The sequence below is a fragment of the Streptomyces sp. NPDC031274 genome, assembly GCF_055570235.1.
Window position 1 is genome coordinate 1 of record NZ_JBVIHP010000018.1, and the last position, 15575, is coordinate 15575.

General features: G+C 69.0%; 16 protein-coding genes. 7 read left to right on the forward strand and 9 right to left on the reverse strand.

The features are described from left to right. From ACZ5CR_RS26730 to ACZ5CR_RS26740, 3 genes are all read right to left on the reverse strand, one after another. Positions 1-234, reverse strand: a 234-nt coding sequence (locus tag ACZ5CR_RS26730; RefSeq protein ID WP_468861780.1) for a DUF2637 domain-containing protein, incomplete at its 3' end; no start/stop codon positions are given. A 174-nt stretch (positions 235-408) separates the two neighbouring features. Beyond that, a complete protein-coding gene (locus tag ACZ5CR_RS26735) occupies positions 409-1314 on the reverse strand; it encodes a DUF3558 domain-containing protein (protein WP_468861781.1) in 906 nt (301 codons plus the stop codon). Positions 1315-1430: 116 nt separating this feature from the next. Then, positions 1431-2303, reverse strand: a complete 873-nt coding sequence (locus ACZ5CR_RS26740; protein WP_468861783.1) for a DUF3558 domain-containing protein — start codon at positions 2301-2303, stop codon at positions 1431-1433. Between the two features lie 182 nt (positions 2304-2485). On the opposite strand from ACZ5CR_RS26740, the gene ACZ5CR_RS26745 reads away from it, so the two are divergent. Further along, the gene (locus ACZ5CR_RS26745) at positions 2486-3679 is read left to right on the forward strand and encodes an RtcB family protein (protein WP_468861786.1); all 1194 of its coding nucleotides are present in this window, start codon (positions 2486-2488) and stop codon (positions 3677-3679) included. A gap of 122 nt (positions 3680-3801) precedes the next feature. Here ACZ5CR_RS26745 and ACZ5CR_RS26750 read toward each other — a convergent pair whose 3' ends face one another. The 4 genes from ACZ5CR_RS26750 to ACZ5CR_RS26765 all read right to left on the reverse strand — a co-directional run bounded on the left by ACZ5CR_RS26750 (position 3802) and on the right by ACZ5CR_RS26765 (position 8450). Beyond that, positions 3802-5832 (reverse strand): hypothetical protein, encoded by a 2031-nt coding sequence (locus tag ACZ5CR_RS26750; protein ID WP_468861788.1) that lies wholly within the window; start codon positions 5830-5832, stop codon positions 3802-3804. Positions 5833-5872: 40 nt separating this feature from the next. Beyond that, positions 5873-7114, reverse strand: coding sequence for an ATP-grasp domain-containing protein (locus ACZ5CR_RS26755; RefSeq protein ID WP_468861790.1), 1242 nt, complete (start codon positions 7112-7114; stop codon positions 5873-5875). 168 nt (positions 7115-7282) lie between these two features. After that, positions 7283-8053, reverse strand: a complete 771-nt coding sequence (locus ACZ5CR_RS26760; protein ID WP_468861791.1) for an SDR family NAD(P)-dependent oxidoreductase — start codon at positions 8051-8053, stop codon at positions 7283-7285. 58 nt (positions 8054-8111) lie between these two features. Beyond that, positions 8112-8450 (reverse strand): YnfA family protein, encoded by a 339-nt coding sequence (locus ACZ5CR_RS26765; protein ID WP_468861793.1) that lies wholly within the window; start codon positions 8448-8450, stop codon positions 8112-8114. Between the two features lie 129 nt (positions 8451-8579). Between ACZ5CR_RS26765 and ACZ5CR_RS26770 the strand changes: the two genes are divergently transcribed. Further along, on the forward strand, positions 8580-9098 hold the full coding sequence (locus ACZ5CR_RS26770; protein ID WP_468861794.1) for a GNAT family N-acetyltransferase: 519 nt from the start codon (positions 8580-8582) through the stop codon (positions 9096-9098). A gap of 95 nt (positions 9099-9193) precedes the next feature. On the opposite strand, the gene ACZ5CR_RS26775 is transcribed toward ACZ5CR_RS26770, so the two are convergent. Beyond that, positions 9194-10015, reverse strand: coding sequence for an AraC family transcriptional regulator (locus ACZ5CR_RS26775; protein ID WP_468861797.1), 822 nt, complete (start codon positions 10013-10015; stop codon positions 9194-9196). A 101-nt stretch (positions 10016-10116) separates the two neighbouring features. Here ACZ5CR_RS26775 and ACZ5CR_RS26780 point away from each other — a divergent pair, with 101 nt between their 5' ends. The 3 genes from ACZ5CR_RS26780 to ACZ5CR_RS26790 all read left to right on the forward strand — a co-directional run bounded on the left by ACZ5CR_RS26780 (position 10117) and on the right by ACZ5CR_RS26790 (position 12640). Further along, the gene (locus ACZ5CR_RS26780) at positions 10117-10749 is read left to right on the forward strand and encodes a TIGR03086 family metal-binding protein (protein ID WP_468861800.1); all 633 of its coding nucleotides are present in this window, start codon (positions 10117-10119) and stop codon (positions 10747-10749) included. A gap of 188 nt (positions 10750-10937) precedes the next feature. Further along, positions 10938-12050 carry an LLM class flavin-dependent oxidoreductase gene (locus ACZ5CR_RS26785; protein ID WP_468862146.1) on the forward strand — a complete coding sequence of 371 codons (1113 nt, stop codon included), beginning with the start codon at positions 10938-10940 and terminating at the stop codon, positions 12048-12050. Then, a complete protein-coding gene (locus ACZ5CR_RS26790) occupies positions 12047-12640 on the forward strand; it encodes an FMN reductase (protein WP_468861802.1) in 594 nt (197 codons plus the stop codon). The genes ACZ5CR_RS26785 and ACZ5CR_RS26790 overlap by 4 nt, the downstream gene beginning before the upstream one ends. 56 nt (positions 12641-12696) lie before the next feature. Here ACZ5CR_RS26790 and ACZ5CR_RS26795 read toward each other — a convergent pair whose 3' ends face one another. Next, positions 12697-13137 (reverse strand): hypothetical protein, encoded by a 441-nt coding sequence (locus ACZ5CR_RS26795; RefSeq protein WP_371750165.1) that lies wholly within the window; start codon positions 13135-13137, stop codon positions 12697-12699. Between the two features lie 322 nt (positions 13138-13459). Between ACZ5CR_RS26795 and hemL the strand changes: the two genes are divergently transcribed. Together hemL and ACZ5CR_RS26805 are read left to right on the forward strand one after the other, a co-directional pair. Then, positions 13460-14794 carry a glutamate-1-semialdehyde 2,1-aminomutase gene (gene hemL / locus ACZ5CR_RS26800; RefSeq protein ID WP_468861805.1) on the forward strand — a complete coding sequence of 445 codons (1335 nt, stop codon included), beginning with the start codon at positions 13460-13462 and terminating at the stop codon, positions 14792-14794. Next, entirely contained in the window at positions 14791-15474 is a 684-nt protein-coding gene (locus ACZ5CR_RS26805) for a histidine phosphatase family protein (RefSeq protein WP_468861807.1), read from the forward strand. Before hemL ends, ACZ5CR_RS26805 begins: the two co-directional genes overlap by 4 nt. Positions 15475-15575 lie beyond the last annotated feature (101 nt).

Consider the following 15575-nt stretch of genomic DNA (forward strand, 5'->3'; position numbering starts at 1 on the left):
CGGGAACGGGATACGGATCCACGTCAACAGCAGGTCGAGGGCCAGCAGGACGCAGATACCCGCGTCGATGCCGATCGGGAAGACCGCCGAGAAGCTGCCGAAGCCCTTCTGCTCGGCGAGCTCGCGCACGGCCGCGTACGACCCCGCGAAACCGATGCCGGCGATGACGACCGCACCGGCGACGACCACCCCGATGAGTATTCGGTGCGTGCGTGTCAGCTGCATCGCGGCCACCCGCGAACCCCTCCCTGTTCGGTTTGTTGCGAGCGACAGCCTGGCACACGCATGCGGAACACGGTGTGCCGGTACGGCTGGAGCCCGGCCACCAGAGGGGCCGGGCTCCACAACTGCCTTGACTGCGCGGCGAGTTGCCCGCGTGGGTGCGCGCCGCGGTCTATCCGCCCGGCGTCAGCTCTTGGGCTTGTCGCTGGACTTGGAGCCCGACTTCGAGTCGTCGGACTTCTTCGAGTCATCGGACTTCTTGGAGTCGTCGGACTTCTTGGAGTCGTCCGACTTGGGGGCGTCCGACTTCTTGGAGTCGTCCGAGCCCTTCGAGGGGGAGGAGGAGGCGCCGCCCGCCTTGTTCGCGGCGACGACCGCTTCCGAGGCCTCCTTCGCGGCCTTCTCGGCGGACTTGGACAGGTCCTTCGAGCTCGGCGCCTTGTCGCCCGCGAGGCCCGCGCCGTTGTAGTCGATCGTGACGACGGCGTTCTCCACGCGCGTCACGACCGTCTGCTGCTTGAAGTTCTCCTTGTCCTTCTTCAGGTCGTAGTGCACGACCGTCGTCTGGTCGCCCATCCCCGGCACCGGCTCCGTCTTGACGCTCTTCGCGCCGTCCGTCTCCTGCGCGTCCGCGACCTGCTTGGCGAAGTTGTTCTGCGCGCGCTTGGCGCCGCTGCCGAGGGACGCGTCCGAGTCGAAGCGCATCAGCGAGACGCGCAGCCAGCGGAACTGCGAGCCGTCGACGCCGTTGTTCTCCAGGCTGTCCCAGGAGCAGGTGCCGCGCGCGGACGTGTCGTCGGACGTGCCCGCCTTGCCCGACTTGTCCTTGGCCTTCGGGACGAGGTCGTCGAGCGACTTCTTCGACAGGACGTCGCAGGGCTCGGGCAGCTTGCTGAACGCCGCCTTCTCCACGCTCGCGGCCTTGTCCTTGCCCTTGCCCGAGGCCGAGGCGGAAGCCTTCGAGCCCGAGTCCTTCTTGGCCCCGTCCGAGCCCGAGTCGGAGTCGGAGGAGCAGCCGGAGGCAATGAGGATCACCGGAACGGCGGCTGCGCAGGTGAGAATGCGGGTGAGTCGCTGTGCTGGTCGGTGCATGGTTCCTTCACTCAAGTCGCTCAAGACGGCTGTCGTCGGTTCGATGGGCCACGGTACGCCGTGCCCGACGCGGACGACTCCGCTTCCGGAGGGTCGGGCACCCACCGAAACCATCCCTAATCGCTGAACTTGTCGGCCAGCTTTCCGGCCAGTTCCTGCGCCTTGTCCTGCATTTCCTTGCTGCCGGGGATGTCTGTGCGACGCCCCGGCTGCTCGTCGTACTCGACGGTCACGATGACGTTGGACGTGCGGAACACCACAGTCACCGTGCGGTGCCGGGTCGCGGACGCGGACGTGGTCAGCGCGTCGTCGAGGAAGGCCTCGTCGCCCAGGTCGTCGAGGATGCGGGGCTCGAGGCCGGGGAGTGTGGCGCCGGTTTGCGGGGAGTCGCTTGAGGCGTCACTGTCGCCCGCGTCACCCTCGCCCTTCCCTTTCCCCTTCCCCTCGTCGGTGCCCTTTTCGTCCCCCTTGCCGGGCTCGTCCGTACCTGGCTCGGTCTCCGCGGCGTCCCCCTCTTCGGAGGTCGCGGTGCCGGAGGGCTCGGACAGGTCGGCCTTCTGCGCCTTCGAGGAGTAGACCTCCGTCGCGCGGGTGTCGTCGCTCACGGAGGTGTCGTACGAGACGACGCGCTCGAAGTCGACGAGCAGATGGTGGGTGGCGTCCGAGGACTCCACCTTCCAGCGGCAGCCCACACGCCGGTCGGTGTCGTACGTGACGGTCGGCACGCCCTCGTACGCCTTCTCCTGCTGGCTCTCGTCCGGCATCTCCTTGATGCCGGGCAGCATCGAGTCGAGCGAGTCGGAGTCGACCTGGCTGCAGGGCTCGCGGAGCGTGCGGTACTTGCCGGGCTCGGCGGCCGCGGTCGTGCCGCCGGTGTCGCCGGGCTTCGAGTCGTCCGGCTCGCCGCCGAGCGCGCCTCCGCCCGTGCAGCCGGCGAGCAGCACCGTGAGGAGGGCTGCGACGCCCGGTACGTAGGCCTTCCGCTGCACCGTGTGGGCTCCTTCTGGCCGGGGATATTCGGTTGCCGCTGGTGGGCGACCGGTGGACACAATGTGTATCGCACGCAATGCCGTGGACGCCGGTCCGTCGTCCCTTTCGTGGATCTTGGATCCGGTATTTGCGCTAAGAGACTTTGAGAACTTCTGTTCAACTACGGGGGAATGAGGACGTTATGTCGTACGTGGAGGTCCCCGGGGCAAAGGTACCGATCCGCATGTGGACGGACCCGGCCTCGGTCGAGGACGTGGCACTCCAGCAGCTCCAGAACGTGGCGACGCTGCCCTGGATCAAGGGTCTGGCCGTCATGCCGGACGTCCACTACGGCAAGGGCGCGACGGTCGGTTCGGTCATCGCCATGAAGGGCGCGGTGTGCCCGGCGGCGGTGGGGGTCGACATCGGCTGCGGCATGTCGGCGGTGAAGACGTCCCTGACGGCGAACGACCTGCCGGGGGATCTGTCGCGGCTTCGCTCGAAGATCGAGCAGGCCATTCCGGTGGGGCGGGGGATGCATGACGATGCTGTCGACCCGGGGCGGCTGCACGGGTTCGGGACGTCCGCGTGGGGTGATTTCTGGTCGCGCTTCGACGGGATCGCCGACGCGGTCAAGTTCCGTCATGAGCGGGCGACGAAGCAGATGGGCACGCTCGGAGCGGGCAACCACTTCGTAGAGGTCTGCGTGGATACGGACGATTCGGTGTGGCTCATGCTGCATTCCGGGTCCAGGAACATCGGCAAGGAGCTCGCGGACCACCACATCGGCGTCGCGCAGAAGCTCCCGTTCAATCAGGGCCTGGTGGACCGTGATCTCGCGGTGTTCGTCTCGGACACCCCGCAGATGGCGGCGTACCGGAACGACCTCTTCTGGGCCCAGGAGTACGCCAAGTACAACCGCTCGATCATGATGGCGCTCCTGAAGGACGTGGTCCGCAAGGAGTTCAAGAAGGCGAAGCCGTTGTTCGAACCGGAGATCAGCTGCCATCACAACTACGTGAGCGAGGAGCGGTACGACGGCATGGACCTGCTGGTCACCAGGAAGGGCGCGATCCGTGCCGGCAGCGGTGACTACGGGATCATCCCGGGATCCATGGGCGCGGGCTCGTACATCGTGAAGGGCCTCGGCAACGAGAAGGCCTTCAACTCGGCCTCGCACGGCGCAGGTCGGCGGATGAGCCGTAACGCGGCGAAGAAGCGCTTCTCGGTGCGGGACCTGGAAGAGCAGACGCAGGGCGTCGAGTGCCGTAAGGACTCCGGCGTCGTGGACGAGATCCCCGGTGCGTACAAGCCGATCGAGCAGGTCATGGAGCATCAGCGTGACCTCGTCGAGGTCGTGGCGAAGCTGAAGCAGGTCGTCTGCGTCAAGGGCTGAAGCCGCTGTTCCACGCGCTGACAGGGCTGAACCCGCTGTTCCGCACGGGACCGAGAACCCGCCCCGGACACGAGGATCACGATCGGACACGAGGATCACGATCTACATCCGGGGCACCGGGCTCACAGGGGCGAGGGCCTTTCGAGGGCTTGCAGCGACCCCGCGGGCAGCCGGTCGTTGCCCCAGCTGCGCTCGATGTAGCCGATGATCCGCGCGATGTCTTCGGCGGGCACCCGCTCCGGTTCGCCGTGCTCCAGCGGGTCGGCGTGGAAGATGTAGAGCCGCGAGGCGAACTGGTCGAACGGCAGTGAGGACTCGCCGAACCGCTCGCCGTTGCCCGCGGTGGAGACGACGACGCCGTCGCCCCAGTCCTGGCCGCTGTCGTTGTTCGGGTTGAAGAAGTACACGCGCATGACGTCCTGCGGGTCCGGCGCGGCCCGCAGGATCGTGATCGCGTGCCAGCCGACGTAGCGGGCCGCGCTGTCGGTGACGGCGACGCCGGCCGGCTGCGGATGGATCAGCGGCTGCCCGCCGTTGTAGGAGGGGTGGTAGCCGGCGTGGAACTGCCGCAGGAACTCGTCGAGGTCGACCAGGTTTCCGGTGGCGACGTCGACGTTGATGTGGAACCCGCGGCACGCCCACCAGCCGTGGAACTCGGGGTTGATCCACCGGTGCGGGTCCCCCGGCCGGGCGGCGCAGTGCCGCCCCATCTCGGCGTAGATCCGGTCCAGGTGGGGCACCACGAGCAGCGACACGGGGTCGAGGTCCATCGGCAGCGTGGTCGCGACTCCGGACGCACTGTCCTTCGACGAGATCGGCTGGCCCTCGAAGTGCATGAGGATCTCGTCGTCGCGGGCCGCCCAGACCACCATCTGCAGCAGGTAGTCCGGGTCGTTGTAGGACCACATCGACAGGGCGCGGGCCGACTGGCAGGTGGGGTTGTCGCCCTGGCCGACGCCGAGCGGCTGGCCCAGCATCGAGAGCACCCCCGCGACAAGACGCTCCCGCGGCCCCGGTACGTCGCCGAAGACCGTCGTCAACCGCTCCCGCGCGACCGGGGAGAGCTCAAGCGACAGCTGGCGCCACAGCGCGGGCACCACCGGCGGCTCGTAGAGGATGCCGCGGTCGAGCAGCAGCGCGAGCCCGTAGACGCTCTGCGCGGTCTGCGGGTGGACGGCCACCTCGATCAGCCGGTGCACCAGTTGGCTGAAGCGCATCAGGCAGTTCCGGCCGGTGTCGGAGAGGCCGAGCGCCTCACCGACGAGGTAGTCGCTCTCGCGCAGCAGGAACCGGAGCAGCTCCGCGTGGTACGGGGAGACCAGGCCGGTGTCGTGCATCGCCCGCGCGAACCCCGCCGCCTCGTACTGGAGGCCGCCGGCGTCCATCGCCTCGAGCCGGGAGCGGAAGACGTCGACGCCCGGGTCGTCCCGGCACGCCTCGGTGGTCCCGAACAGGCTCGTGACGAGCCGGTCGATGCCCTGCCCCGACGACGCGCCGAGAGCGACGTCCGGGTCGTTGCGGTGGACCGAGATCCGGGTGATCAGGGACTGCACCGCATCGACCTGGATCGGACGCTGGCGCAGGATCCGCCAGATCTCGTCGACCAGGCCGTCCAGGACGCTGTCGTAACCGATCTCGTCGGCGAGGCGGCGGAACAGGTCCCGGACGAGCTGTGCGGTCCGGCCCTGCTGGATCCGCTCCGCCTCGCCGGTCGAGCTGAACAGCAGTTCCAGGTTGGTCGCCAGTACCTGGGAGAGGAACTGGCGGGCGTCATCGGCGGGCAGCGTCGGGTGCGCGAAGTCACCGCGGGCGACGGCGAGCATCCGCAGCTCGCTGGTCGCCTCCATGACGACGGTGTCCGCGTCCGAGCTGTGCAGGCTCCCGCTGACCAGCGCCGGGACAAGGATCTCCGGTGACGCCCAGTCCGTCCCCTGGAAAAGCCCGGCCTCCTCAAGGGCCTGCGCCCTGGCCTGGACCGCCGCGGCGCCGCCCGGCTGCGTGAGCACCCGCCGCAATGCTTCCAGGACCCGCCGCAGCTTCGTGTGCTTGCCGAAGTCGCGGGTTTCGGCCATGGCCTGGATGGCGTCGTCGAGTGAGGTCACGCGCTTGTCCAGCGTCGTGGCCTCACTGTTGACGTCGACGGTCGGTTTCAAAGGGTTTCCCTCGGGTTGGCCTCCTGCGTCCACGGTGTCGTCAGACGTAGAAGTCGAGCTCTTCCTGCTTCTTCAACAGGTCGCGCATCCGGTAGGGGTCATCACCGAAGAAGTACACCAGGCCCCAGTGGGTGCCGAACGCGGTCCTCTTGGTGACAGTCTCCTCGAGCGGCGTCGAGAGGTCGTGCGACTCGTAGTAGTCGTCGTCCTCGGTCTCCGCCGGGATCTCGAGCTCGCTGACGACGCGGCGGCGCGGGTAGACGCCGAAGCAGCCGGCGACCCCGGACGCGTCGACGACCTCGCGCGGGAAGAAGGCATCGATCTCCTCCTCGGTCGTCTTCGGGTCGAATGCCAGCACCAGCGCATGGTAGGCGTTGAAGCCGTATGCCCGTTCAAGCAACTCGAACACCTTGAAGCCCGGCGGCCGGTAGGCGACCTCGCCGAAGTACATCTCGCCGTCGCTGGTGACGAAATACTCCGGGTGCACGAAGCCGAACTCGATGTCGAACGTCTTGATGAGCTTCTCGATCTGCGCCGTGATCTGCGGGCGGTACCGCTCCAGTTCCGGGGTCGCCGGCACGAACACCGAATATCCGAGCGTGACGTATTCGGAGATGTTGAGGAACTTGATCTTCCCGTTGTGCACCCACGCCTCGACCGCGAACTCCCAGCCGTCGAGGTGGGATTCCATGAGGACCGGGAACTCCTCGTCCGGAATCGTGTCGACCTCGTCCGGGGTGCGGATGACGCGGTGCCCGAGGCATCCTGCCTTGTCGAACGCCTTGAGGTGGATCGGGTCGTTCGGGTCGCCGTCCAGCTTGAGCAGGGTCTGATTGACGCGCTTGAGGAAGCGGGTCACGTCGTCCCGGTCGTGGGCTTCCTCGAAGATTCCGACCCGGATGCCGCCGAGTTGCGCGCGGCGCTTCATCAGCGCCTTGTCCCGAAGCAGCAGGGCCTGACCGTACAGCCGCGGGTTGCCGAGGAGGACGGAGTTGATCGCCCCTGCCCATTCGACCGTCTCCTCGTACAGCGGGATCGCGACGTCGACACCCTCGTCCCGGAGGGTCTCGGCGATCTCCACTGAGCGGTCGTTGAGCCGTTCGAAATTCCACGGCAGGTAGGGGATGTCGTGCTCGACGCAGTACTTTTCTGCCCACTCCGGGGCCACGACGACGTATCGCCGGTCGAATCGATCTAGGGCTTCCACCGCATTGAGACTCCAGCCAAGAAGTGCTACATAGCCTTTGTCCGGGTTCTTGGTGGCAGGTTCGCCCTGTGTCATAGGCCGCTTCTCCTTCGGCGCGAGCGCCCATCGACGGCGTGACTGGCACGACCGTGCCCGGCTAACTGCCGCGCAAGCATCCCCTGCCCGCGAGCAAGCACCTCATTCCCGCGTACGGGCACCTCGTTCCGCCTGCGGCCACCTCGTTCCCGCGTACGGGCTCCGGCGTCAGAGTTCCCTGTGGACCTTCGTGTTCGAGGCCTGGGCGCGGGGGCGGACCACCAGGAGGTCGATGTTCACGTGGGGCGGGCGGGTCACCGCCCAGGTGATCGTGTCCGCCACGTCGCCGGCCGTGAGGGGGGCGGCCACGCCCGCGTAGACCTTCGCGGCCTTCTCCGTGTCGCCGCCGAAGCGGGTCGTGGCGAACTCCTCCGTCTTGACCATGCCGGGGGCGACCTCGATGACGCGGACCGGGGTGCCGACGATCTCCAGGCGCAGGGTCTCGGCGAGGACGTGCTCGGCGTGCTTGGCGGCCACGTAGCCACCGCCGCCCTCGTACGTGCCGTGCCCGGCCGTGGAGGAGAGGACCACGACGGTGCCGTCGCCGCTCTCGGTGAGCGCGGGGAGCAGGGCCTGGGTGACGTTCAGGGTGCCGATGACGTTCGTCTCGTACATCTGGCGCCAGTCGGCGGGGTCGCCGGTGGCGATGGTGTCGGCGCCGAGCGCGCCGCCCGCGTTGTTGACCAGGACGGCGACCTTGCGGAAGGCGGTGGCGAACTCGTCCACGGCCGTGCGGTCGGTGATGTCGAGCGCGTACGCCATCGCGTCGTGTCCCGCGGCCGTGATCTCGGCGGCGAGGGCCTCGATGCGGTCCTTGCGGCGGGCGGTGAGGACGACGCGGTAGCCGGCGGCCGCGAGTCCGCGCGCGGTGGCGGCGCCGATGCCGCTGCTCGCGCCGGTGACGATCGCGATGCGGGTGGCGGCGGGCGCGGCGGTCATGGTTGCTCCTTGGACGTGCGTACGTTCCTGGCCTGTTCCGCCAGGATAAGTCGCCTGCCTAGCGGGTTCGTGGCGCGTACATGATGACCGCCATTCCGGCGAGGCAGATCAGGGCCCCCGTCACGTCCCAGCGGTCCGGCCGGTAGCCGTCGGCGACCATGCCCCAGGCGATCGAGCCCCCGACGAAGACCCCGCCGTACGCGGCGAGGATGCGGCCGAACTCGGCGTCGGGCTGGAGCGTGGCCACGAAGCCGTAGACGCCGAGGGCGATGACGCCCGCGCCGATCCAGGCCCAGCCCTTGTGCTCGCGCACGCCCTGCCAGACGAGCCAGGCGCCGCCGATCTCGAAGAGTGCGGCTACGGCGAAGAGGGCTACGGAGCGGGCGACGGCGAGCATGGGGAGATCGTGGCACGGACCCGGGCGGGTGCCGGAGGCGGCAGGCCCTCGGGCGGTTCTCCCGGTCTTTCCCCGGGGCCGTTTCTTTCCCGGGGCCCGTTGTCAGACCCTCGCCGTACCGTGGCGGGCATGGAGAGATCGCCGCTGGTTGGTCCGAGTCTGGTTCCCTGGTCGGAGGGTGACTTCGAGCTGTTGGTCGCTTGCAACTCCGCCGAGATGACCGCGCATTTGGGCGGCCCGGAGACACACGAGCAGTTGGTGGCCCGGCATCACCGCTATCTGGCGCTTGAGGAGCGGGGGCGCATGTTCCGGATAGCGCTCGACGGTGACGCCGTCGGGTCCGTCGGGTCCATCGGGTACTGGGAGACGATCTGGCAGGGAGAGCCCGTGTGGGAGACGGGGTGGGGCGTGTTGCCCTGGTTCCAGGGACGGGGCATCGCGGCGACGGCCGCGCGCCTTGTGGTGGAGGAGGCTCGGGCCGCGGGCCGTCACCGGCAGCTGCACGCCTTCCCCGCGGCGGACCACGCGGCTTCCAACGGGGTGTGCCGGAAGGCCGGGTTCACGCAGGGGGGCGAGTACGACTTCGAGTATCCGAAGGGGCACTGGATGCGGTGCAACGACTGGAGCGTGGACCTGAGCGCGACCTGAGCGTGGGCTGGGCGTCGACCTGAGCGTGGGCTGGGCGTGGACCTGAGCGTGGGCCGGGCGTCGACCTGAGCGTGGGCCGGGCGTCGACCTGAGCCTCAGTGCGGAGAGTAAGCCGTAGGGGGCACCCCCACCGTCGCCGTGAAGTCCCGGATCAGGTGGGCCTGGTCGGCGTAGCCCAGCGTCGCGGCCAGATCCGCCCAGTCCACCTCCGTGTCCCTCTCCGCCCGATCCAGCGCCTCGTGGATCCGGTGGCGCAGGATCAGCCACTTCGGTCCTACGCCCACGTACGCCGAGAAGAGCCGTTGCAGCGCCCGTACCGACATGCCCTCCGCCTCTGCGAACGGGCCGACCCGGCGGATCCCGCGGTCCGCGCGGATGCGTTCGGCGAGGGCCATGGCGAGGTCCGCCTGTGGATCGGGCGCGGGCCCGATGCTCAGCAGGAAGGCATCGAGCCCGGCCACGCGCGCGTGCTCCTCGTCGGGGGAGAGCACCGCGTCGAGCGCACCCTCGGGGACCTCCCCGAAGACCTCGTCCAGCGGCAGCAGCCGCCGCCCCGTCCACGCGGACACCGGCGCCGATGGGGCGAACGGCCGGAAACCGCCCGGCCGGAACTTCACCCCGCACACCCTCCCCCGCCCCTCCAGCTTCTGCGTGAAGAGGCCGAGCCCGACCCCCGCGACCTCGGCGAAGGGCTCCTGCCCGGGGAGTGTCTGGAAGACGACGTTCACGGACGGGTGCGGCACGATGTGCGAGGCATACGGCTCTGTGAGGTCCCAGTCGATCAGCCAGTACTGCTCCACGTACGGATGCAGGGAGGCGGCGCCCGGCGCGAGACGGCGGAAGCGTACGCGGGCGAAGAGTCCGGCGGCGTCGACGATGCCCCTGGTGTCGCTGCGCGGGGCGGAGACGTCGGCCATGGCCGGATCGTATGCCGCTGGATCGTATGCCGGGGCCCGGCCTGTCAGCCGTGTCGCGTTTCTTCAAGCCGCGGGAGCGCCCGCCGCCCTACCGTCATGTCATGACTGACACCAATGACATGAATGACGTGACCGGCGTGACCGGCGTGACCGAGAACAGCATCGCCGATCTCCTGAAGGCGGCCACGGCCCATGCCGTCCCGGTGGTCCGCGCCATCCCCGACGACCGCATCGCCGCCCCCACGCCCTGTGCCGAGTACGACGTGAAGGCCCTGGTCAACCACCTCGTTCAGGTGATCGTCCAGTTCCAGGCGCTGGCCGCCAAGCGGAACTCCGAGTTCGGTGCCGAAGCCCCTGATTTCGTGGCCGAGAACCCCGACTGGCGCGACCGTTTCGCCGACGAGGCCGGAAAGCTGGTCGCCGCCTGGTCCGCGCCCGGCGCCGAAGAGGGCACCACGGGCGCGATGGACATGCCCGCGAGGACCGTCGGCTGCATGGTGCTGCTCGATCTGACGGTGCACGCCTGGGATCTGGCCCGCGCGACGGGCCAGGAGTACGAGGCCGCCCCCGAGAGCAGTGGCGTGGTCGCCGCACTGCGGGAATCGGTCGCGGGCCTGGGTCCGACGGCCCGGAAGATGGGCGTCTTCGGGGAGCCGGTCGCCGTGCCCGAGGGGGCCGGTGAGCTGGAGCGGCTCCTGGCCGAGACGGGACGCGACCCCCGCTGGACGCCGTAGGGGCCTGTTCGCCCGATATCCGTTATCCCTCTGCGATCGGGCCCTGTCCGCCCGTTCCCGCCGGACCCCTCCGCGGTCGGGCCCGAAGCCGCCCGGGGAATACCCCCTGGCACTCCACCGTTCCGTAGGTATAGTTGAAGCGTCAACAACCTGCGGAGAGTGAGTCAGTCATGCAGTCCGGATCCGGCATGCAGTTCGGGATCTTCAGCGTCGGCGACGTGACGCCGGACCCCACCACGGGCCGCACCCCCACCGAGCACGAGCGCATCAAGGCCATGGTGGCCATCGCGCTGAAGGCGGAGGAGGTCGGGCTCGACGTCTTCGCGACCGGCGAGCACCACAACCCGCCGTTCGTCCCCTCCTCGCCCACCACGATGCTCGGCTACATCGCCGCCCGTACCGAGAACCTGATCCTCTCCACCTCCACCACCCTCATCACGACGAACGACCCGGTGAAGATCGCCGAGGACTTCGCGATGCTCCAGCACCTGGCCGGCGGCCGGGCCGACGTGATGATGGGCCGTGGCAACACGGGCCCGGTGTACCCGTGGTTCGGCAAGGACATCCGGGAGGGCATCAACCTCGCCGTCGAGAACTACGCCCTGCTGCACCGCCTGTGGCGCGAGGACGTCGTGACCTGGGAGGGCAAGTTCCGTACGCCCCTGCAGTCGTTCACCTCGACGCCCCGCCCGCTCGACGGCGTCGCGCCCTTCGTCTGGCACGGCTCCATCCGCTCCCCGGAGATCGCCGAACAGGCCGCGTACTACGGAGACGGCTTCTTCCACAACAACATCTTCTGGCCGCAGGAGCACACCAAGAAGATGGTCGACCTCTACCGCCGCCGGTTCGCGCACTACGGGCACGGCACCGAGGAGCAGGCGATCGTCGGGCTCGGCGGTCAGGTGTTCATGCGGAAGAACTCCCAGGACGCGGTGAAGGAGTTCAGGCCGTACTTCGACAACGCGCCCGTCTACGGCCACGGGCCCTCGCTTGAGGAGTTCACCTCGCAGACGCCGCTGACCGTCGGCTCCCCGCAGCAGGTGATCGACCGGACGCTGTCCTTCCGTGACAGCGTCGGCGACTACCAGCGGCAGCTGTTCCTGATGGACCACGCGGGCCTGCCCCTCAAGACCGTCCTGGAGCAGCTGGACATCCTCGGCGAGGAAGTCGTCCCGGTCCTGCGCGAGGAGTTCGCCAAGAACCGCCCGGCGACGGTCCCGGACGCACCCACCCATGCCGCACGCGTGTCGGCCCACCGGAGCGAGAAGGCCCAGCAGAGCGAGAAGGGAGTCACCGCATGAAGCTCGTCGTCGTCTCCGCGGGACTGAGCGTCCCCTCCTCCACCCGTCTCCTCGCCGACCGTCTCGCGGCGGCCACCGGACGCCACGCCGACGTGGAGATCCAGGTCGTCGAACTCCGCGACCTGGCCGTGGAGATCGCGCACAACTACGTCACCGGATTCCCGGGTCCTGAGCTGAGCGCGGCGGCGGAAGCGGTGAAGAGCGCGGACGGCCTGATCGTCGTCACGCCGGTCTTCTCCGCGTCGTACAGCGGACTGTTCAAGTCGTTCTTCGACGTGCTGACCGTTCTGGACAAGGACGCGATCGCCGGTACGCCGGTCCTGATCGCGGCGACCGGCGGCACCGCACGGCATTCGCTGGTCCTGGAACACGCGATGCGCCCGCTGTTCGCCTATCTGCGGGCGGTGGTCGTACCGACGGCCGTGTACGCGGCGTCCGAGGACTGGGGCGCGGACGGCCTGGACGAGCGCGTCGAGAGGGGCGCGGCCGAACTGGCCGGAATCATGCGCCCCGCGCCGGTGCGGGACGAGGGGCTGGCCGAGGAGCTGATCCCCTTCGAGCAGCAACTGGCGGCGCTGCGGCCGGAGTAGATCCGTACGCGGGGCTTCAGGTCACAGCCACACCAGGCAGTGCGCCTGATGCCCCGTCACGGCCACACCAGGCAGTACGCCTGATGCCCCGCGTCATGCAGCCGGTGGCTGAAGTCCTGCCATTCGTGCAGCAGTTGGTAGACGTTGAACGCGTCGCGCGGGCCGCCGCGGTCGGGGACCGTGGACCAGATGAACGCCGCGGCGCCGACCGACTCCTCGCCGATGCCGCGCAGCGGATCGACGACCGTCATGGGGAGCTTCACCACGGCGTAGTCGGGGTGCAGGACGACCAGTTCGAGCGGGGGCACCTTGGACAGGGGTATGCCCTCGATGCCGGTCAGGACCATCGCGGCCACCGTCTCCGGCTTGATCTTCGTGAACATGCCGTTCATGCCGAGCTCGTCACCGCCGAGCTCTTCAGGGCGCATCGAGATGGGCACTCGGGCGGCGGTCGCGCCGTCCGGGGCTCCGAAGTACTTGTAGGTCACCCCGCCCACCCGGCCACTCCTGGTTCCCGCCCGGTCCTGCTCCGTCTCGCCCCGTGCCAGAGCAGCCGCCTCGGCCGCTTCCGCCTCGCGCCGGTGCTTGCCGATCCGCCGGGCACGCCGCGGACCCAGGCCGTCGGTCCCCTCGCCCAGTCCGCCACCGCGATGCATATCTCCACCCGACTGCTTTTCCCAGGGCGCCCGCCCCTGCTTTTCTAGGCCTCGCGGCCCCCGCCACGCAACCCGATCATCGTGTCAGTGACCTCCCCCACGGTCACCGGCTAAAACGTGGAGTGAAACACCTGTCCGCAGGATGTCCGAAGCCTCTGACACCATGGTTCATGTGAGCTTCCCGTATAGCGCCCCAGTTTCGCAGACTCTCTTCGACCGTGCGGCGGCCGTGACACCCGGCGGTGTGAACTCTCCCGTGCGCGCTTTCCGCGCTGTGGGTGGTACGCCCCGCTTCATGGTGTCCGGTACCGGTCCGTACCTCACGGACGCCGACGGCCGTGAGTACGTCGACCTCGTCTGCTCGTGGGGGCCGATGATCCTCGGCCACTCCCACCCCGATGTGATCGCCGCCGTCCAGGAGGCCGTCGCCCGCGGCACGTCCTTCGGCACGCCCGGCGAGGGCGAGGTCGCGCTCGCCGAGGAGATCGTCGCGCGCATCGCGCCCGTCGAGCAGGTGCGGCTCGTGTCCAGCGGCACCGAGGCGACGATGTCCGCGATCCGTCTCGCGCGCGGGTTCACCGGCCGCGCGAAGATCATCAAGTTCGCCGGGTGCTACCACGGTCACGTGGACGCGCTGCTCGCCGCGGCAGGCTCCGGTCTCGCCACCTTCGGGCTTCCTGACACCCCGGGCGTCACCGGCGCCCAGGCGGGCGACACGATCGTCGTCCCGTACAACGACCTCGACGCCGTGCGTGCCGCGTTCGCCGCGAACGCCGGTGAGGTCGCGTGCGTCATCACCGAGGCGTCGCCGGGCAACATGGGCGTCGTTCCGCCGCGTGAGGGCTTCAACCAGGGGCTCGCCGACCTGTGCCGGGAGAACGGCGCGCTGTACATCTCGGACGAGGTGATGACCGGCTTCCGTACGTCGAAGGCGGGCTGGTTCGGCGTCGACGGTGTGCGGCCCGATCTGATGACCTTCGGCAAGGTCATGGGCGGCGGCTTCCCGGCCGCCGCTTTCGGAGGCCGTGCGGACGTCATGGAGCACCTCGCCCCGACCGGTCCCGTCTACCAGGCGGGCACGCTGTCCGGGAACCCGGTCGCGACGGCCGCGGGCCTCGCGCAGCTGCGTCTGCTCGACGACGCGGCGTACGCGAAGGTCGACGCCGTCTCGGAGCAGCTGCGCGGCCTGGTCACCGAGGCGCTCTCCAAGGAGGGCGTCGCGCACCGGCTGCAGAACGCGTCGAACATGTTCTCCGTCTTCTTCACCGACGGCGACGTGCGTAATTACGACGACGCGAAGACGCAGGAGTCGTTCCGCTTCACCGCGTTCTTCCACTCGATGCTGTCGCAGGGCGTGTATCTGCCGCCGTCGGCCTTCGAGTCCTGGTTCGTGTCCACCGCCCATGACGAGCGGGCCATCGAGCGGATCGCCGCGGCCCTGCCGAGTGCCGCGCGCGCGGCCGCCGAAGCCACTGAATCCACGGAGGCCACCGCATGAGCGCGGACAGCGAGCTCACCGTCGTCCACCTGATGCGCCACGGCGAGGTGGAGAACCCGGAGGGCATCCTCTACGGGCGCCTTCCCGACTACCACCTCTCCGAGCTCGGCAGGCAGATGGCCGACCGGGTCGCCGAGCACCTCGCCCCGCGTGACATCACGCACGTCGTGGCATCGCCGCTCGACCGCGCGCAGGAGACGGCGACGCCGATCGCCAAGGCGCAGGGCCTGGATCTGGCGACAGACGGGCGGCTCATCGAGGCGGGCAACGTCTTCGAGGGCAAGACCTTCGGCGTGGGCGACGGCGCCCTGAAGAACCCGGAGAACTGGAAGCACCTGGTCAACCCCTTCAAGCCGTCCTGGGGTGAGCCGTACGTGGAGCAGGTCGTGCGGATGATGGGCGCCCTGGACGCCGCGAAGGACGCGGCCCGCGGGCATGAAGCGGTGTGCGTCAGCCATCAGCTGCCGATCTGGATCGTGCGGAGCTTCGTGGAGAAGCGGCGCCTGTGGCACGACCCGCGCAAGCGGCAGTGCACGCTCGCCTCGCTGACGACGTTCACGTACCGCGGCGACAAGATCGTGTCGGTGGGGTACACCGAACCGGCGCGGGATCTCGTCCCCGCGCATCTCCTCGCGGGCGCCAAGCCGGTGAAGGGGAAGGCCAAGGCGTTCGGCGCATAACCCGATCCCGTCCGGGGTGCGCGGTGCGCCTTCGATTCGTTGCCGGCTCACTGTCGGCCGATTCGTTGTCGACGTCGAGTAATTACCCGGCGACTGAATGT